Below are 16,287 nucleotides of genomic sequence, written 5' to 3'. Positions count from 1 at the left end.
TGACCCCGTGCAGGCCATCCGGCATCATGCATAACGGATTTGCAGCTTCGCCGGCCTCGACCGCGTCAGGCGCTGCGGACCAGCATGCCGGACAGATCGTCGCGCAGCCACTTGGCGATCCGGGGCCATGCATGTGCGTGGGTCCGCGCGCCCATGAACAGGCCGAGATGATTGCTGGGTTCGGAGGCCGCCGTGACAAAGGCCGGCGGCGTCCCGAGGAGATCGGCTGTGGCGAGCGCCTGCGCGGCCGGCACCACGTCGTCGTCGAGCCCGGCCAGCAGAAAGACCGGCACCGTGACGTCCCTCAGATCGATCTGGCGGCCGAGTGCGACGAAGCTGCCGCCGGCGATCCGGTTCTCCCGGAAAATCCAGTTGACGATCTGGAGATAGTAGGTGCCGGGCAGATTGAGCGTCTCCATATTCCAGCGGTCGAACCGCGCGAGCAATGCCGCGCCCTCCTCGTCCGAGAGGTCTTTCTGCAATGCAGCCGCGATATCGTCTCGGCTCGGCGGCTTCGACCAGAACCGCAGCATTTCGTCGCCGCTGACATTGCCGCCGCCCCGCGCGACGAGCTGGTCGTAGACCATCTCCGGTGCGCTGCGAGCCAGCTGGGAGAGCGCGGACTCGATCGAGAGATCGACGGGCGCGCCAATCAGCACCAGCCGCCGCACCTTGGCGGGAAAGCGCGCGGCGTAGAGCAGCGACAGCCACCCGCCCTGGCACAAACCGACGAGATCAACCGGCACGCCGATCTCGTCGATGGCGACGTTGAGATCGCCGAGATAGCTGTCGATCGAGAGGTGGCGCATGTCCGGCGTGGCAGAGCGCCAGTCGGCGAGATAGACCCGGTCGATGCCGCCGTTTTGCAGGGACTCGACCACACTGTGGCCGGGCGCAAAGTCGGCGATCAGGGCGCGATGCAGTGCATAGGGCGCGCACACCAGGGCGGGCTGGCCCGACCGCGCCCGCGAGCAGTCGCGCAGGCGCATCGTTGCAAGCTCCAAGGCAACGGAGTTAGGCGTCGTCCACGGCACGCCGCTGTCATCCTGCACCGGCGGACCACGCTCGAGCCACCAGAAGCAGGCGTCCACCGCGAGCCGCGCCGCCGCAAACGGCCACAGCAGCGGATCATCCGGAGCCCGCTCCGGTCCGCCTGGCTGTTTGCCGGCCTTCTCCACCATGGCTATCTCGCGATGCTCACAGGAACGCCTCGAAGCTGATCACGGAAATGCCGCGCTCCTCAAAGCTCCGATGGGTGGCTGCGACGGAGCCATCGAGATCGATGCCGCGGCAGGCGTCCTCGATCACGGCAACCTCGAACCCCGCCTTGCGGGCGTCTTCCGCCGAGAAGCGGACACAGAAGTCGAGCGCCAGACCGGCGACGAAGACGGTCTTCAGCTCCCGTTCACGCAAATAACCGAGCAGCCCCGTCGGCGTCCGGTGGTCGTTCTCGAACAGCGCGGAGTACGAATCGATCCCGCGGCGAAAGCCCTTGCGGACCACCATGCTTGCCCCGGTGAGGTCGAGATCCCCGGGGAATTCGGCGCCGGGCGTGCCCTGCACGCAGTGCGCCGGCCATAGCACCTGCGTGCCGTAATCGAGCTCGATGGTCTGGAACGGCTGCTTGCCCGCATGGTTCGGCGCGAACGATACATGGTCGCGCGGATGCCAGTCCTGGGTCAGCACGACATTGGCGAATTTCTGGGCGATCCGGTTGATGGCCGGGACGACCTTCTCACCGCCGGGAACGGCCAGCGCGCCGCCGGAGCAGAAGTCGTTCTGCACGTCGATCACCAGCAGCACGTCACGGTCGGAAATCTTCATCACAGGCCCCATCCTGGCCGTCCGGCACGAGACGCGCCGGACGCTCGTCTCCAGTGTCGATCTTCCCGCGCGGCTTCGCAACTACCGACCATATGCGACGATATTGCGCGATATGGCGCGCCCATCGCCTATTGGATGCAACGGTTTGGCCTCGTCCGTGTTGACTAGGCACAATCAAGCGCGGATTCTCGGGACCGTCCGCAGACTGCGGATCGGATCAGGAGTGGAGGCAGAGGTTCCCGACGGCTGGCAAGGCCGCGGCAACCCCAGGGTCATGAGTATCGGCAAGACAGGACAAATTCTTCTCGCCGATATCGGCGGCACGAACGCGCGGTTCGCGCTGAGCCATGGCGACGAGACCGGCCCCATCGACTATGTGAAGGTCGCAGACTTCCCCACTGTCCGGGAAGCCATCTCCGATGTTCTTGCGCGCCGGTCTGGTGCCGGGCGGCCCAGCAGAGCCGTGCTGGCCGTCGCAGGTCCGGTGACGAACAACCGCTGCGTCATGACCAATAGCCCCTGGGTCATCGACGGCAACGAGCTCCAACCGGCCCTCGGCTTCGACAGCGTTCATGTCCTCAACGATTTCGAGGTGGTGGCCTGGTCGCTGCCCGCCCTGAAGCCGGCCGACCTGATCCCGCTCGGCGGCCGGGAAGGCCTCCCCGGAGAGCCGTTGCTGGTGGTCGGGCCCGGAACCGGCTTCGGCGTCTCCTGTCTGGTCGAGCGCCATGGTGCCCGGCTGGCAGTCGTCACCGAGGCCGGACACGCGACCCTGCCCGCGGAGAACGAGCGTGAGGAGCGCGTCATCGCGTGCCTGCGCAAACGCCTCGGACATGTCTCGATCGAGCGTGGTGCGCTGTCCGGCTCCGGCCTGCAAAGCCTCTACGAGGCGCTGGCAGAGATCGACGGCGCCCAGGTTCCGCACCGCGACGCAGCCGCCATCACCAAGGCGGCCCTGGAGGGAAGTTGCGCCCTCAGCCGCGCGACGCTGGAGATGTTCTGCGCCATCCTCGGCTCGGTCGCGGGCAATCTCGCGGTGACCTTTGGTGCGCGCGGCGGCGTCTATATCGCCGGCGGAATCGTGCCGCGCTTTCCGGATTTCCTTGCGGCCTCGGCGTTCCGCGCGCGCTTCGAAGCCAAGGGCCGCTTCCAGGATTACCTGCGTAACATCCCGACCCGGCTGGTCACGAGACCCGATGCAAGCTTCCTCGGCCTCAAGATGTTCGCCGACCACAATCCGGATTGAGGCGCACGCCGGTTCCAGTCATGCACAGCTGATTGCAGCCGGCACCCGGTTCCACGCACGATCGTGCTTGCCCGATCGTTTCGGATGAGAAACAGTTCAGCCAGTGTGTGGCGTAGTTGCGGGGGCGTGACATGCGTAAGCAAGACATTGGATTCGACTATCACCGCTATCACCGTTTGCTGCTCGAGGCGGACGACGAGAGCAAGCGGCTGGCGCTGATCGAGCTGCTCATCGAGGAAAAGGCGCGCGACCGGCTGGCCGCGCAGCGCGCTTCGGATCGCGCTGCGATGACGGCCCGTACCATTGCCAACGTGCTGAAGAACGGTCGCAACTGAGACTTGCGGGACTTTGCCGGACCGGCGGCTGCTCGCGCGAGCACGCGCCTCGATTACGGTTCCCCTAACAATCCCTCGCAGGCTCGCGTCAAACTTTTTGCTCTAGAGCGGTTCATCGATTTATTGAATCGGGAGGGATTCCGTCGGGCGGCGGTTTGTGATTCAAGATGCTGGCTGGATCGGAGGCCAGCATCAGATGGTCCGACCTCTTTCGAATGATCTTCGTGAACGAGCCGTGAAGGCGGTGGAATCCGGCGAGAGTTGCCATGCTGTGGCGGCCCGGTTCGATGTTGCAGTGTCGTCCGTCGTGAAGTGGAGGCAGCGCTATCGCGCGACGGGTTCGGTGGCGCCGGGCAAGATGGGCGGTCACCGTAAGCCGGTTCTGGGGCCGCATCGAGCGTTCATCGTGGAGCGGATCAGGCAGACGCCACATCTAACGCTGCACGGGCTGAAGGACGAACTTGCCGCGCGAGGCGTGAAAGTCTCACACCATGCGGTATGGACCTTCCTGCGACGCGAAGGTCTCAGCTTCAAAAAAAACACTGTTCGCCCTTGAGCAGGGTCGCGCCGACGTCGCGCGGCGGCGGCAGCGCTGGCGCAGCTTGCAGGATCGCCTCGATCCAAGCCGCCTGGTGTTCATCGACGAGACCTGGATCAAGACCAACATGGCCCCGTTGCGCGGCTGGGGATCCAAGGGCGAGCGGTTGCGCGGCTTTGCGCCGCACGGTCACTGGCGAACCCTGACCTTCCTCGGTGCCCTACGCTCTGACCAGCTCACTGCGCCTTGCGTGTTCGACGGACCGATCAACGGCGAAAGCTTCCGCGCCTATGTCGAACAGCAACTCGTCAAAGTGCTCAAACCGGGCGACATCGTCGTCATGGATAATCTCGGTAGCCACAAGTCCCCGACCGTTCGGCAGATGATCCGGAAAGCCGGCGCAAGACTGTGGTACCTGCCGCCGTACTCACCCGACCTCAACCCGATCGAGCAAGTCTTCGCCAAGATCAAGCACTGGATGCGCATCGCACAGAAGCGCACGATCGACGACGCCTGCGACCACATCGGCAACCTCGTCAGAAGCGTTCTGCCCAGCGAATGCAGCAACTACTTCGTTAATGCCGGATACGCTTCTATCAAAAAATGAAACGCTCTAGAAGTTCCCTCACCTGATGCAATTCAGGGTCAACAAGGGGGCTGCCGTCGAAACGCGCATCGCCGATTCTTCGTTCAAGATCATCCTGCTGTTCTGCTGCGTGGGCCTCGTCGCCTCGTTTGGCGTGATGGCACGCGGCATCGATCTTGGCGCCGCCCTGATCTGAGGCTGCGGCGCAATTGCCTGAACTCATTGGCTGCCCTCAAGGCGGCCAATTTCGTTGACGATGTCAGCGCGGCCCCTCGCCGTCGCTCAGCGTGGCGCCTTCGCCATCGCTCAGTGGGGCAACTTGGCGATCACATCTGGAAACAGCGTGTCGATGATCGCCTTGAGCTGGTCGAGGGAAATCGGCTTGCGCAGGATCGGCCTGCGCCGGAGCAAGGACGGCAGCAGCTCCGGCCCGTAGCCGGTGGCGAACAGAAACGGCTTTCCGCGGCGCTCGATCAGGTCGGCAACGGGATCGACGTAGAGGCCCATCAGGTTGATGTCGAGGATCGCGAAATCGTATTGCGCGGTCATCGCGAAGGCGCTGGCGTCCCGGACATTGTCCGCTTCCGCGACGACATGGTGGCCGAGTTCCGCGACCATGTCAGCCATCATCATCCGGATCAACGCTTCGTCTTCGACCAGGAAAACGGAGAGTCCGCCCGCCATATCAACCCCGCATTCAGCTTGCGAAGCTAATCATACCTCAGCTGCAGAGAGCATTCACGAATTCGTGGCAGGCGCCGTTAATTCAGACGACCGCAATCCGATTCAACTTGATCAATCCAGCCCGCGCTCGTGGCTGAGGCGCACCATCTCCTGGATGAAGACCTGCTTCTGCTTGTCGTCGAGGCTCGAGTAAAGCGGCTCGGCGGCATCGGCAACATTGCGCTGGTCTGCGGCGCGGTCGATCAGGAACTGCGACTCGTTGCGCATCTGCTCGATGATGTCATCCGGCGGATCGCGCTTGGCGCGGGCAACCCGCAGGTTGAGCCGCTCTGCACCATTGTGCCCCAGGTAGTGCATCGCGCTCGAGAAGCCGAACCAGTGCTTCTCCTGATCGGGGGTGAGGTTCAACTCCGTCTTGATCCGCTCGATATAGGAATCGCTGTTGGCGACGATCTGCTCGGCACTCTGTTGCGGCGTGCCAGTCTGGGTGAGGACGGTAACGTCCTTGTTGTCCTTGTTATCCTGTGGCGTGTTCCTGGCTTCCTTGCTCGCCTTGGCGCCCTTCCCCGCCTTGGCGTTCTCCTTGGCGCTCTTGGCGTCCTTGTCCTTGCCGGCGCCTGGCTGCTTGGAATCCTTGCTGGCGTCCTTGCTCGTATCTTTGGCGGGCGGCGGCGCCTGATTGTTGTTATTGTTGACGCCGAGCACGCCGGTGAAGACGCCGACCACGCCGCCGATCGCACCGCCGAGCACGCCACCGACGGGACCGGCGGCCTTGTTGCCGGCCGCGGCGCCGTCCTGAACACCTTTGACCAGGCCTTGTGCATGCGCGACCGCGGCTGCGCCGAGCAGCAATGTGAGCACGCAGCCCAGCGCGAGCCATCGCCGCAAGTGAAGCCGTGCGGGCGGTGCCGGGTTGGTCATTCTGGTCTCCATCGTCGATCCGATTGTTCTGGCGGGGTGGAAGCCACCGGCCGGTTGCAACTCTACCGTTTTCGCCGCGCCGGGGTCTAGGCGCGGACGAGTGCTGTCCACGTCCGAAAACTCATTCGCAGGAAGCGGTTATGCAGGCTTATTCGAAACTGCGGCGTAATTGCGCACGTCAGGTCCGACACGCCCTGCCAGGAGTGTGCGTCGCAAAATCAGTTGCGGAGGTTCACGCCCCGTACGCGAGCTCTGCCGCATTCCCGGCCACAACGTTAGTTCTATACGTTGCGCGTTCGGCTTCCTCGACAGACGCGATCAATCATGATCTGATCGCGCTACCAATTTGCTGCGCCTCGCGTGATTTGCCGCGCGGTGACGGCATCAACAAGAAACGGCACGAAGAAACGCCAACAACAAAAGCAACAAGCAAACTCGGGAATTCAAAGGAAACGCCAGAACAATAAAACACCCAAGCGAGGAAACGAGATGTCACGCAAGACACTGACGCGACGTCAATTTGTGGCTGCCACTGCAATGTCCTCCACGGCGCTGATCGCGGCGCCCTACGTCCGGGGCGCCTACGCCGCCGGCAAACTCTCGATCGGCTTCTGGGACCATTGGGTACCAGGTGCCAACAAGGCCTCCACCGACCTCGTCAACGAATGGGCGGCCAAGGAGAAGGTCGAGGTCTCGATCGACTACATCACCAGCAACAACAAGAAGATCGAGCTGACCGCCGCAGCCGAGGCCCAGGCCAAGTCCGGTCACGATATTCTCCAGATGCCATCATGGTGGCCGCAGGCCTATGCCGAGCAACTCGAGCCGCTCAACGATGTGATGGAGCCGCTCATCAAGCAGAACGGCGAGGTCAACGGCACCGTCAAATATCTCGGCCAGTCCGGCGGCAAATGGCTCGCGGTCCCCGCGACGCCAGGAAGTCAGATCAAGGGACCCTGCTCCCGCATCGATCTGATGAAGAAATATGCCAACATCGACGTTCAGGAGATGTATCCGGCAGGAAGCCCGCCCAAAGCCGACAACTGGAACATGGAGACATTTCTGAAGGCGGCGGAAGCCTGCCACAAGGCTGGCTTTCCGTTCGGCATCGGCTTGGGCGAGACCACCGACAGCGTCGATACGGCCGGGGCGATCTTCCAGTCGTTCGGGGCCGACCTCGTCAATGCCAAGGGCGATATCACCGTGAAGACGGACGCGGTGCGACAAGCTCTGGAATACTACAAGAAGCTGATTTCCTTCCTGCCTCCCGACGCGCCGTCCTGGGACGATGCCTCCAACAACAAATGGCTGGTCTCCGGCAAGGGTGCGCTCATCATGAACCCGCCCAGCGCCTGGGCCGTCGCCAAGCGCGACGCGCCGCAGGTGGCCGAGCAGTGCTGGACGCACGGCTTCCCCTCCGGCCCGAAAGGACGTTTCGCGCCCTACCTGCCCTATTTCTGGGGCGTCTGGAGCTTCGGCAAAAACAAGGAAGCGGCCAAGAGCCTGCTCACTCATCTGTCGCAACCGTCGTCGATCGAGAAGTTCGTCGCGGTGAGCGGCGGTTACGATCTCCCGGCCTATGCGAACACGACCAAGTTGAAGACCTGGGCCGAAGAAGGGCCGCCCAAGGGTACGCTCTTCCACTATCCGGACCCGTATAAGCAGCAGACGCTGTCGATCGCCGCATCGCCCGCGCCGCCCAAGATCGCACAGCAGATCTACTTCCAGGCGACGTTGACCAAACTGGCCCTGCGTCACGCACAAGGCGAGAAGATGGAAACCGCGCTCGCCTGGGCCGAGGGCGAGTGCGAAGGCTTCATGCGGAGCTGATGCCGGGTGTGTGCCTTGGCGGTTCGCGCATGCTCGCGTGAGCCGCCGGGGCTGCGCTTGATCCTATCTCGACTGGAGCCGACCGTTGCGCCGGCTTCGCCACTCCACATCCTTCGAAAAAGGCTGACGTAATGGCCGATATCGTCGTTGAGCAAGGTCGCCTCGCCCGTGCTGCAGGCCCGCGCAAGCGGGCCAGTCTGCAAAATGCACTCGGGCGCAAATCGACCGTGGCGTTCTTCCTGACGCTGCCGCTGATCCTCCTGATCGCGGTGCTCGTGCTTTATCCCGCGCTCTACTCTGTCCACCTGGCGACCCTCAACAAGTCGATGCAGAAGTTCGTGGGCTTCGACAACTTCACCTTCCTGTTCAAGCGCGAGACGTTCTGGATGGTGGTGAAGCAGTCCTGCATCTTCGCCATCACCGCCGTCATCTTCAAGGCAATGATCGGCTTCATCGTCGCACATTTCGTGCACAACATCCCGGCCAAGGGCCAGCGCAAATGGCGCGGCATGCTTTTGGTACCCTGGGTGATACCGCCTGCGATGAGCACACTCGCATGGCTTTGGCTGTTCGATCCGTCCTACAGCGCCTTCAACTATACGCTCTCGTTCTTCGGCATCGGTCCCATCCCCTGGCTCGGCGATGCCTTCTGGGCGCGCTTCTCCATCATTCTCGTCAATGTGTGGTACGGGGCGCCGTTCTTCATGATCATGTATCTGGCGGCGCTGAAGTCGGTGCCCGACCAGCTCTATGAGGCCGCCGCCATCGACGGCGCCAACTGGTGGCAGCGGATCTGGTTCATCACGCTGCCGATGATGCGCAACATCATCGCCATCACCACCCTGTTTTCGCTGATCGTGACGTTCGCCAATTTCGACATCGTGCGCATCCTGACATCCGGCGGCCCGCTGGACACGACGCATCTGTTCGCCACGTGGGCATTCCAGGTCGGCATCCAGAGCAGCGACATTCCGCTCGGCGCCTGCGTCTCGCTCTTCATGGTGCCGATCCTTGCCGTCGCAGCGATCTTCATCCTGCGCGATGTCTCCAAACGCGGGAACGAAGCCTGATGAGCACGCTTGCAATCGACAAGGCCGGGCCGCGCCGCAAACTGGGCAGCATGAGCCGGGATCGCACCTGGGCCCTGCGATGGTCCTATTTCTTTCTGGTGCTGTTTGCGATCTTCTCGCTCATCCCGCCGATCTACATGCTGATTACCTCCTTGAAAGGCAGCGCGGAGATCTCGGCCGCCACCAATCCCTGGTGGGTGTTTCACCCCACCTTGTCGAACTACGCCGAGCTTCTCACGTCCAGCCAGTTCCTGCGCTTCTTCTGGAATTCTGCGATCGTCTCGATCGTGGTCGTGACCATCACCATGCTGATCAGCATCCCCGCCGCCTTCGCATTGGCGCGGATGAAGTTCTGGGGATCAACGACGCTTGCGACCGGAGTCTTCCTCACCTACCTCATCCCGGACAGCCTCCTGTTCATTCCACTGTTCAAGATGCTTGCGGTCATCCAGGACTTCACCGGGATCCCCCTGCTCAACAGATGGTATGTGCTGCTGCTCATCTATCCGACGCTGACCGTACCGTTCTGCACCTGGATCATGATCGGCTATTTCGCCTCGATCCCGAAAGAGCTCGATGAGGCCGCCATCATCGACGGCGCTTCCTGGCTCCAGACCTTGACACGGATCTTCATCCCGGTTGCGCTTCCCGGCCTGATCGCGGCGACGATCTTCGCCTTCACCGTATCCTGGGCGCAATTCCTCTACCCCCTGGTATTGACGACATCCGTCGACCAGTTCGTGCTTCCGGTCGGCATCACCAGCACGCTGATCAAGGGCGATGTCTTCAATTGGGGGCAGATCATGACCGGGGCACTGCTCGGCGCGGCCCCGCCGCTGATCATCTACGCCTTCCTGATGGATTATTACATTGCCGGCCTGACCGCCGGCGCGACAAAGGGTTGATATCGTATGGCCGAAGTTGCTCTGCGGAAAGTGATCAAGCGTTATGACGACGTCGAGGCCGTGCGCGGCATCGATCTCGACATTTCAGACCATGAGTTCATCGTGCTGGTCGGCCCCTCCGGCTGCGGCAAGTCGACGACGCTGCGGATGATCGCAGGGCTGGAGGACATCACCGACGGCGACATCATGATCGGCGGCGACGTCGTCAACGACGTGCCGCCGAAGGACCGCGACATCGCGATGGTGTTCCAGAACTACGCGCTCTATCCGCACATGACGGTCGCGGAGAACATGTCGTTCGGACTGCGCCTGAAGCACTATCCCAAGGCCGAGATCAAGGCGCGGGTGACGGAGGCCGCCCGCCTGCTCGACATCACCGACCTGATCGACCGCAAGCCGAAGCAGTTGTCCGGCGGCCAGCGCCAGCGCGTCGCCATGGGCCGGGCCATCGTTCGCAACCCGAAGGTCTTCCTGTTCGACGAGCCGCTGTCCAATCTGGACGCCAAGCTGCGCGTGCAGATGCGGATCGAAATCAAGAAGGTGCACCAGAAGGTGCGCACCACCACCGTCTACGTCACCCACGACCAGGTCGAGGCGATGACGCTGGCCGATCGCGTGGTGGTGATGAACAAGGGGCGCATCGAGCAGATTGGGACACCGAACGAGCTCTATCATAAGCCCGCGACGCGCTTCGTCGCCGGCTTCATCGGCTCGCCCGCGATGAACTTCATCCCGTGCCGGCTCGAGGAGGCCGGCGGCACGCTCCAGATCCGCCTCTCCGACCGCATCGCCTTCCCGCTGCCGCCGGCTCGCGCAGCGCGCTACAACGCACTGCCGCGCACCGACAAACTGCTGCTCGGCATCCGGCCCGAACATCTCACCGAGGCCCACGCGCACCTCGAGCCCGGCGAGGAAGCCTTCGACACCGTGCTCGACGTCACCGAGCCGATGGGGATGGAGACGCTGGTCTATTTCGCTCTCGACGGCACCCCCGTCTGCGGCCGCGTCGATCCCAATGCCGGCGCTGCGGACGGGGCTCCCATGCGTTTGGCGATGGACCTCAACAACATGCACCTGCTAAACGAGGAGACCGGCGTCGTGTTGTGACGCCGGCTCAAGAAACTTGAAGCAGGCGGGGAGCGATGGCGACCAACAAGAAGAAGATTTTCGTTACACAAACTTTGTCGCAAGGGGCACGCGCCCTCCTCACCCAGCGGGACGATATCGAGCTCGTCGAGTTTCCGAACCTGATCTCGGCGAAAGACTTCGAGGCCTTGCTGAAGAGCCATGCGCCGGTCCATGGCGTGGCGCTTGGTGCCACCGCCTTCGGCGAGACCGAGCTCGAGGCATCCGGGGATATGAAGGTCGTCACCCGCATTGGCGTCGGCTACGACGCCGTCGACGTGCCCGCCCTCTCCCGCCGCAAGGTGCCGTTGATGGTCGCCGGCAGCGCGAACTCGCCTTCGGTCGCCGAGCAGGCACTGTTCATGATGCTGACGCTGGCCAAGCGCGCAAATGAGATGCACGCCTGCGTCAAGGACGGTAAATGGGCTGATAGGCTCGGCATGCTGCCGTTCGATCTCTACGGCAAGACGGTTCTGATCATCGGCTTCGGCCGCATCGGCACCCGGACCGCCAAGCGCTGCCAGGCGATGGAGATGAAGGTCGAGGTCTATGATCCCTACAAGCCCGCCGCCGAGATCAAGGTCGCCGGTTGCGAGCCGGTCGCCGATCTCGACGCCGCGCTGCCCAACGCCGATTTCGTCACCATCCACTGCCCGAAGACACCGGAAACCATCGGCCTGTTCGACGCGGCGCGGATCGGCCGTATGAAGCCCAAATCCTATCTCATCAATACCGCGCGCGGCGGCATCGTGAAGGAGGCGGCACTGTACGACGCGCTGGTCTCCGGCAAGCTCGCTGGCGCCGGCATCGACGTGTTCGAGGTGGAGCCGCCGCCGGTCAGCAACGCGCTGTTCGCGCTCCCCAACGTCATCATGGCGCCGCATGTGGCCGGCGTGACAGTCGAGGCGGTGAGCCGCATGAGCGAGCAGACCGCACGCAACATCCTGAGTGTGCTGGATGGCGATCCAATCCGGCAGAACATCATCAACCAGGACGTCCTGGGCTGAGCAAACCGAAGGGCGGCCGGGCAAAGCGCGATGAATCGTCATCGCGCTTTCGGTTATTGTTCGAGCATGATCTTTTCGGAAAACCGTTGCGCACTTTGCGCTAACGCGACTCCTGGGATCCGGATCATGCTTGGCCGCCCGCCTTCGGAACGCCAGAATGCGTCCCATTTTGGTGCAGATCGAGCCCAAACTCAGCCTTAATCAAACCCGCGTAATAAGCCCGGCCGCGGCGGCAGTGGGACAGACTTGCCGGCCGCGTCGAGTTGGAGGATGGACCCTTTGTCAGAGATCGACCCGACCGACCACGCGCTGGCGACCATCGCCAGCATCCTGGAGCACCCCGAGCCCGTCCTCGTCGTCCGCGACACTGAGGCCGAGACCGAGACGGCTGCTGCCGATGAGCATCTGGCCGCCGACGAGAATCCGGTGGTCGAGGCGCAAGAGCATCCCGTGGTCGACGAGCAGCCGCTGGTGCCGGAGCATACCGACGCCGACGGCTACAGCAAGGTCGGCCCCGGGCCGATGGTGGCGATCCGCCTGAAATGGACGGTCCATCGTGGCGACGACGGCCAGTACTACGTCCACGAGACCATCGGCGAGCAATCCGCGCCCGTGATCAGCGGCCCGATGACGAGCGAAGCCGCCGTGCATTTCGTCGACGCGCACGAGGACGAAGCCCATCGGCGTTTCGAGCTGCTGCGCAGCGAGATCGCCGGCCGCAGCTCGCTCGCCGACTACGAGCGCAAGGGCGAAGCGTAAGGATTACTTCCTTCCCAGATAATCCTTCTTCGCGAGTTCGACGCCTGCGTGCCGCAGCAGGTCGTAAGCTGTCGTGACGTGAAAGAAAAATTGCGGGACGCTGAAGGTCAGCAGCAGCGTCCGCCCGGTAAAGGGCAGCTCGGTCCCGTTCCTCAGCCTGAAGAAGACTTGCTGCTCCGCCGCTCCGTCGATCGCGACGCGCGGCAGGCTTTCGATGAATTCGATCGACGTCGCGATGCGCGCCTGAAGCCCGGCCATGTCGTGTTCCAGCGCCGGCAGCGCCACCGGCTCGCGTTTCGCCAGCAGGGCCGGCGCGACCGTCGCGTGGCGGCAGGCTTCGCCGATCTGCTGGGCCAGATCGTACATGTTCGGCGACAGTCGCATCCCCAGCAGAACGGCAGGATTGAACTTGCGGGCCTCGGCGTAGGCAACGCCCTTGTCGAGCAGTGCGGACAGGTTGCGCAGATACGGCACGAAGAGGCCGACCGAGGCCTCGTACATCGAGATCGTCACTTCAAAATTCCTCTCAATTCCATCTCGCCAGCGGCTGGCGTCTGGTCTAAATCCACCTCTGACGAGCTGCACAATGACAGCTCGCGCAGGGGTGGAAAAGAGATGATCGTTCGAATGCCTGTTCGAATCCTGGCGGCTTTGGCCTTGGCGTTGCTGGCAAACCTTTCGGCTCACGCGCAGCAGGCGCCCTCGCGCCTCGACGAGATCGTCAAGCGCGGCACCCTGCGCGTCGGCATGACCGGCGACTACAAGCCATTCACCTATCTCGACAGGGCCACGCAGCAGTTCAGCGGTTTCGACGTCGACATGGCGGAAGCCTTGGGCAAGGCGCTCGGCGTCAAGGTCGAATTCGTACCGACGGCCTGGCCGAAGCTGATGAAGGATTTCGAGGCCGACCAGTTCGACATCGCGATGGGCGGCGTCTCGGTCACGCTCGACCGGCAGAAGAAAGGCTTCTTCTCGACGCCGATCATGCGCGAGGGCAAGACGCCGATCACGCGCTGCGCCGATGTCGGCAAGTACCAGACGCTTCCCGACATCGACAAGAAGGGCACCCGGGTGATCGTCAATCCCGGCGGCACCAATGAGCGCTTTGCGCGCGCCAACATCAGGGACGCCGACATCACCGTGTTCTCCGACAACACCGTGATCTTCGACGAGATCGCCAAGGGCAATGCCGACCTGATGATGACGGACGCCTCCGAAACCCGCTACCAGCAGAAGCAGCATTCCGGCGTCCTCTGCGCGGTGCATCCCGAAAAGCCGTTCGACTTCTCCGAGAAGGCCTATTGGCTCCAGCGCGACATGGCACTGAAGGCCTTCGTCGACCAGTGGCTGCACATCTCCATGGAGGACGGCAGCTACAGGAAAATCTACGCCGCCTGGTTCGACTAGGCTGCGTCCTCCTGCCGCTTGCCCCGGCCAAACTTTGGACCGGCTCCGGATGTATTGAACCCGGAACCGCCGGACAACGACTCATACGGACAACAGTGATCTAGATCACTTTTTGCGATCGAACCGGGGCGTAAGCGTCGGTGCGGGGACCACCTGTTCAGGAGATGGAAATGAGGAAGCTGTTGGCCGCGGCCGCATTCCTTTTGGCAAGCACAGCTGCCCAGGCGCAGTACACGTTCGAATATGGCGGGCGCACCATCCGCATCGATCCAGACCGTGGCACGGTGCAGATCCCCGGCGTGTACGACAACACCGGCCAAGGCAAGGCTAAGAAGACCAAGAACGATGCCAAGGGGGCGCCGAAAGCGGACCCACAGGCACCTCAACAGGCCAAGGCTGATCCGCAGACACCGGCTGATCCCGTAGCGGCCCCCGCACCTGCCGCTGCGGCTCCGGCGGCCGCGCAGACCCCAGTCCAAGCGCCTGTGGCCGCGGCTCCGCCGGGGCCTCCGGCCGCTCCTGCAAACAATGCCCCGGCTCAAGACGCGCTTGTGCCACCGCCTCAACCGGCTCCAAGCGCCGCCCCGACGGTCGCCGCGGCGCCGCCCGCACCGCCTCCACCGCCAGCCCCCACAGCGGCCGCCGCGCCGCCGGCACCGCCCCCAGCTCCGGCGCCTGCTGCTGCGCCCGCCCCCGTTCAGTCCGCCGCCGTCACCCCGCCGGCGCCCGCAGCCGCGCCGACGCGAGATCTCAATTCACCGCTCGGCATCTGGCTCACCGAGGAAAAGGAAGGAAAGGTCCGCATCGAGCAGTGCGGCAACAATCTCTGCGGCTATTCGGTCGACAGCAAATCGAACCAGAACGGCGAGCAGGTCCTGATCAACATGAAGCCCGGCAAGGAGCAGAAATGGTCCGGCCGCATCCTCGATCCCAACACCGGATCGACCTACGATTCGACGATCGCGATGAAGGGCACGGATCGGCTCCGCGTGCAGGGCTGCGCCTTCGGCGGCATGTTCTGCGGCGGCCAGACCTGGACGCGGGTGAACTGAGCCCAGGCTCGACTTCTGATGGCGACGAGAGGGGCCCCCTTGCGGGCCCCTTCTGCTTTGTAGGCAGCGCCGCTGCATAGGTGCGCCACCTCACAATGCCCTTTCGGGCGTGACTGCCCTCACATCAACCGCCCCCGGCCCCTGACACGATGCCCCAGGTTCAACCACAGGGGCGTGCCATGAACGCGTTTCGCAAGTGTCTTTTCGCCACGATCGTTGCCATCGCATTGCCGGCCGCTCAAGCGAGCGCCAGCACCTTCGACGGTGCATGGAATGTTCGCATCTCGTCGTCGAGCGAGACCTGCGGCAACGGCGCGACCGTCTCGATCGGCATCGCCAACGGCCAGATCGCATCGAGTAGCGCGATGGTGACGGCGTCGGGCCGCGTGGCGGATGCCGGCAGCATCAACGTCACCCTGAGCACCGGCATCAAGCGCGCCATCGGCTACGGCCGGCTCAGCGGTACGACCGGCTCCGGCACCTGGCGCGGCGCCCTGTGCACGGGAACGTGGACCGCTGAGCGGCAGTAATCTGGGCGTGGATCGGCGGCGACGTATCGCCTTGGGCGATGCGTCTTGTCCGGTCACGCGAGTCTAGCCCAGCGGCGCGCCGTACTCCGCGTCCGTGACCGGCTCCAGCCAGGTCGAGAACACGCCGTCGAGCGCTTCCTGCATGGCGATGTGGCACATGCCGTTGTCAGGCGTTGCGCCGTGCCAGTGCAGTTCGCCCGGTGGAATCCAGACGGTGTCACCGGGACGGATTTCCTTGATAGGGCCGCCCTTGGTCTGGACCCGGCCAACGCCCGAGATCACGTAGAGTGTCTGCCCGAGCGGATGATGGTGCCAGTTGGTGCGTGCGCCCGGCTCGAATGAGACTCGCGAGCAGTTCAGCCGCGCCGGCGCGGGCGCCATGATCACGGGGTCCTGCAACACGGTGCCAGTGAAGTGTTCCTTGGGCGCGCGGCGGGTCGGCCGCGTGCCTGCGACAGTGATCTCCAT

Annotated in this window: 19 protein-coding genes; 13 read left to right on the top strand and 6 right to left on the bottom strand. The window is 63.6% G+C overall.

What is annotated here, in order from left to right:
• Positions 1 to 65: 65 nt before the first annotated feature.
• Positions 66 to 1,181, bottom strand: a complete 1,116-nt coding sequence (locus tag WHZ77_RS16790; protein ID WP_375314618.1) for an alpha/beta fold hydrolase — start codon at positions 1,179 to 1,181, stop codon at positions 66 to 68.
• Positions 1,182 to 1,197: 16 nt separating this feature from the next.
• Complete coding sequence (pncA, locus tag WHZ77_RS16785; protein WP_375314617.1) at positions 1,198 to 1,836, bottom strand: bifunctional nicotinamidase/pyrazinamidase; 639 nt, start codon at positions 1,834 to 1,836, stop codon at positions 1,198 to 1,200.
• A 262-nt stretch (positions 1,837 to 2,098) separates the two neighbouring features.
• Here pncA and glk point away from each other — a divergent pair, with 262 nt between their 5' ends.
• From glk to WHZ77_RS16765, 4 genes are all read left to right on the top strand, one after another.
• Positions 2,099 to 3,070, top strand: a complete 972-nt coding sequence (gene glk, locus WHZ77_RS16780; RefSeq protein WP_375314616.1) for a glucokinase — start codon at positions 2,099 to 2,101, stop codon at positions 3,068 to 3,070.
• 131 nt (positions 3,071 to 3,201) lie between these two features.
• Entirely contained in the window at positions 3,202 to 3,405 is a 204-nt protein-coding gene (locus WHZ77_RS16775) for a hypothetical protein (protein WP_375314615.1), read from the top strand.
• A gap of 196 nt (positions 3,406 to 3,601) precedes the next feature.
• Positions 3,602 to 4,550, top strand: a protein-coding gene (locus WHZ77_RS16770; RefSeq protein WP_375309229.1) for an IS630 family transposase whose coding sequence is annotated in 2 segments (ribosomal slippage) — positions 3,602 to 3,937 and positions 3,939 to 4,550 — 948 coding nt in all. Because the reading frame shifts where the segments join, the coding sequence is not laid out codon by codon here.
• Between the two features lie 25 nt (positions 4,551 to 4,575).
• The gene (locus WHZ77_RS16765) at positions 4,576 to 4,725 is read left to right on the top strand and encodes a hypothetical protein (protein WP_375314614.1); all 150 of its coding nucleotides are present in this window, start codon (positions 4,576 to 4,578) and stop codon (positions 4,723 to 4,725) included.
• A 110-nt stretch (positions 4,726 to 4,835) separates the two neighbouring features.
• Here WHZ77_RS16765 and WHZ77_RS16760 read toward each other — a convergent pair whose 3' ends face one another.
• Together WHZ77_RS16760 and WHZ77_RS16755 are read right to left on the bottom strand one after the other, a co-directional pair.
• Positions 4,836 to 5,213: a response regulator gene (locus tag WHZ77_RS16760; protein ID WP_375314613.1), complete on the bottom strand. Its 378-nt coding sequence runs from the start codon at positions 5,211 to 5,213 to the stop codon at positions 4,836 to 4,838.
• Between the two features lie 111 nt (positions 5,214 to 5,324).
• A complete protein-coding gene (locus WHZ77_RS16755) occupies positions 5,325 to 6,134 on the bottom strand; it encodes a Spy/CpxP family protein refolding chaperone (RefSeq protein ID WP_375314612.1) in 810 nt (269 codons plus the stop codon).
• 489 nt (positions 6,135 to 6,623) lie between these two features.
• On the opposite strand from WHZ77_RS16755, the gene WHZ77_RS16750 reads away from it, so the two are divergent.
• The 6 genes from WHZ77_RS16750 (at position 6,624) to WHZ77_RS16725 (ending at position 12,830) form a co-directional block, all read left to right on the top strand.
• Positions 6,624 to 7,964 (top strand): ABC transporter substrate-binding protein, encoded by a 1,341-nt coding sequence (locus WHZ77_RS16750; RefSeq protein ID WP_041748307.1) that lies wholly within the window; start codon positions 6,624 to 6,626, stop codon positions 7,962 to 7,964.
• 131 nt (positions 7,965 to 8,095) lie between these two features.
• Entirely contained in the window at positions 8,096 to 9,034 is a 939-nt protein-coding gene (locus tag WHZ77_RS16745; protein WP_375314611.1) for a carbohydrate ABC transporter permease, read from the top strand.
• Positions 9,034 to 9,939: a carbohydrate ABC transporter permease gene (locus WHZ77_RS16740; protein WP_375314610.1), complete on the top strand. Its 906-nt coding sequence runs from the start codon at positions 9,034 to 9,036 to the stop codon at positions 9,937 to 9,939. Before WHZ77_RS16745 ends, WHZ77_RS16740 begins: the two co-directional genes overlap by 1 nt.
• A gap of 6 nt (positions 9,940 to 9,945) precedes the next feature.
• Positions 9,946 to 11,046, top strand: a complete 1,101-nt coding sequence (locus tag WHZ77_RS16735; RefSeq protein ID WP_375314609.1) for an ABC transporter ATP-binding protein — start codon at positions 9,946 to 9,948, stop codon at positions 11,044 to 11,046.
• A gap of 35 nt (positions 11,047 to 11,081) precedes the next feature.
• Positions 11,082 to 12,071: a hydroxyacid dehydrogenase gene (locus WHZ77_RS16730; protein ID WP_375314608.1), complete on the top strand. Its 990-nt coding sequence runs from the start codon at positions 11,082 to 11,084 to the stop codon at positions 12,069 to 12,071.
• A gap of 279 nt (positions 12,072 to 12,350) precedes the next feature.
• Positions 12,351 to 12,830: a hypothetical protein gene (locus WHZ77_RS16725; RefSeq protein WP_375314744.1), complete on the top strand. Its 480-nt coding sequence runs from the start codon at positions 12,351 to 12,353 to the stop codon at positions 12,828 to 12,830.
• 3 nt (positions 12,831 to 12,833) lie between these two features.
• On the opposite strand, the gene WHZ77_RS16720 is transcribed toward WHZ77_RS16725, so the two are convergent.
• The gene (locus tag WHZ77_RS16720) at positions 12,834 to 13,331 is read right to left on the bottom strand and encodes a DUF1993 family protein (protein WP_375314743.1); all 498 of its coding nucleotides are present in this window, start codon (positions 13,329 to 13,331) and stop codon (positions 12,834 to 12,836) included.
• A 126-nt stretch (positions 13,332 to 13,457) separates the two neighbouring features.
• On the opposite strand from WHZ77_RS16720, the gene WHZ77_RS16715 reads away from it, so the two are divergent.
• The 3 genes from WHZ77_RS16715 (at position 13,458) to WHZ77_RS16705 (ending at position 15,819) form a co-directional block, all read left to right on the top strand.
• Positions 13,458 to 14,237: a transporter substrate-binding domain-containing protein gene (locus WHZ77_RS16715; protein WP_375314607.1), complete on the top strand. Its 780-nt coding sequence runs from the start codon at positions 13,458 to 13,460 to the stop codon at positions 14,235 to 14,237.
• Positions 14,238 to 14,407: 170 nt separating this feature from the next.
• Positions 14,408 to 15,289, top strand: a complete 882-nt coding sequence (locus WHZ77_RS16710) for a DUF2147 domain-containing protein (RefSeq protein WP_375314606.1) — start codon at positions 14,408 to 14,410, stop codon at positions 15,287 to 15,289.
• 179 nt (positions 15,290 to 15,468) lie between these two features.
• Positions 15,469 to 15,819 carry a hypothetical protein gene (locus WHZ77_RS16705; RefSeq protein WP_375314605.1) on the top strand — a complete coding sequence of 117 codons (351 nt, stop codon included), beginning with the start codon at positions 15,469 to 15,471 and terminating at the stop codon, positions 15,817 to 15,819.
• Positions 15,820 to 15,882: 63 nt separating this feature from the next.
• Here WHZ77_RS16705 and WHZ77_RS16700 read toward each other — a convergent pair whose 3' ends face one another.
• Positions 15,883 to 16,287: a cupin domain-containing protein gene (locus WHZ77_RS16700; RefSeq protein WP_375314604.1), complete on the bottom strand. Its 405-nt coding sequence runs from the start codon at positions 16,285 to 16,287 to the stop codon at positions 15,883 to 15,885.

Source organism: Bradyrhizobium sp. A5 (assembly GCF_042076515.1).
Classification (GTDB): Bacteria; Pseudomonadota; Alphaproteobacteria; order Rhizobiales; family Xanthobacteraceae; genus Bradyrhizobium; species Bradyrhizobium cosmicum.
The sequence above is the reverse complement of the archived record's forward strand: the minus strand, read 5'-3'. Positions and strand labels throughout refer to the sequence as shown.

What these genes read in the sequence shown, in the direction of transcription:
- WHZ77_RS16715 (WP_375314607.1), top strand. Translation starts at nt 13,458, where the DNA reads ATGCCTGTTCGAATCCTGGCGGCTTTGGCCTTGGCGTTGCTGGCAAAC.
- WHZ77_RS16755 (WP_375314612.1), bottom strand. Translation starts at nt 6,134, where the DNA reads ATGACCAACCCGGCACCGCCCGCACGGCTTCACTTGCGGCGATGGCTC.
- WHZ77_RS16740 (WP_375314610.1), top strand. Translation starts at nt 9,034, where the DNA reads ATGAGCACGCTTGCAATCGACAAGGCCGGGCCGCGCCGCAAACTGGGC.
- WHZ77_RS16730 (WP_375314608.1), top strand. Translation starts at nt 11,082, where the DNA reads ATGGCGACCAACAAGAAGAAGATTTTCGTTACACAAACTTTGTCGCAA.
- WHZ77_RS16700 (WP_375314604.1), bottom strand. Translation starts at nt 16,287, where the DNA reads ATGGAGATCACTGTCGCAGGCACGCGGCCGACCCGCCGCGCGCCCAAG.
- WHZ77_RS16735 (WP_375314609.1), top strand. Translation starts at nt 9,946, where the DNA reads ATGGCCGAAGTTGCTCTGCGGAAAGTGATCAAGCGTTATGACGACGTC.
- WHZ77_RS16720 (WP_375314743.1), bottom strand. Translation starts at nt 13,331, where the DNA reads ATGTACGAGGCCTCGGTCGGCCTCTTCGTGCCGTATCTGCGCAACCTG.
- WHZ77_RS16750 (WP_041748307.1), top strand. Translation starts at nt 6,624, where the DNA reads ATGTCACGCAAGACACTGACGCGACGTCAATTTGTGGCTGCCACTGCA.
- glk (WP_375314616.1), top strand. Translation starts at nt 2,099, where the DNA reads ATGAGTATCGGCAAGACAGGACAAATTCTTCTCGCCGATATCGGCGGC.
- WHZ77_RS16705 (WP_375314605.1), top strand. Translation starts at nt 15,469, where the DNA reads ATGAACGCGTTTCGCAAGTGTCTTTTCGCCACGATCGTTGCCATCGCA.
- WHZ77_RS16765 (WP_375314614.1), top strand. Translation starts at nt 4,576, where the DNA reads ATGCAATTCAGGGTCAACAAGGGGGCTGCCGTCGAAACGCGCATCGCC.
- WHZ77_RS16775 (WP_375314615.1), top strand. Translation starts at nt 3,202, where the DNA reads ATGCGTAAGCAAGACATTGGATTCGACTATCACCGCTATCACCGTTTG.
- WHZ77_RS16790 (WP_375314618.1), bottom strand. Translation starts at nt 1,181, where the DNA reads ATGGTGGAGAAGGCCGGCAAACAGCCAGGCGGACCGGAGCGGGCTCCG.
- pncA (WP_375314617.1), bottom strand. Translation starts at nt 1,836, where the DNA reads ATGGGGCCTGTGATGAAGATTTCCGACCGTGACGTGCTGCTGGTGATC.
- WHZ77_RS16760 (WP_375314613.1), bottom strand. Translation starts at nt 5,213, where the DNA reads ATGGCGGGCGGACTCTCCGTTTTCCTGGTCGAAGACGAAGCGTTGATC.
- WHZ77_RS16710 (WP_375314606.1), top strand. Translation starts at nt 14,408, where the DNA reads ATGAGGAAGCTGTTGGCCGCGGCCGCATTCCTTTTGGCAAGCACAGCT.
- WHZ77_RS16745 (WP_375314611.1), top strand. Translation starts at nt 8,096, where the DNA reads ATGGCCGATATCGTCGTTGAGCAAGGTCGCCTCGCCCGTGCTGCAGGC.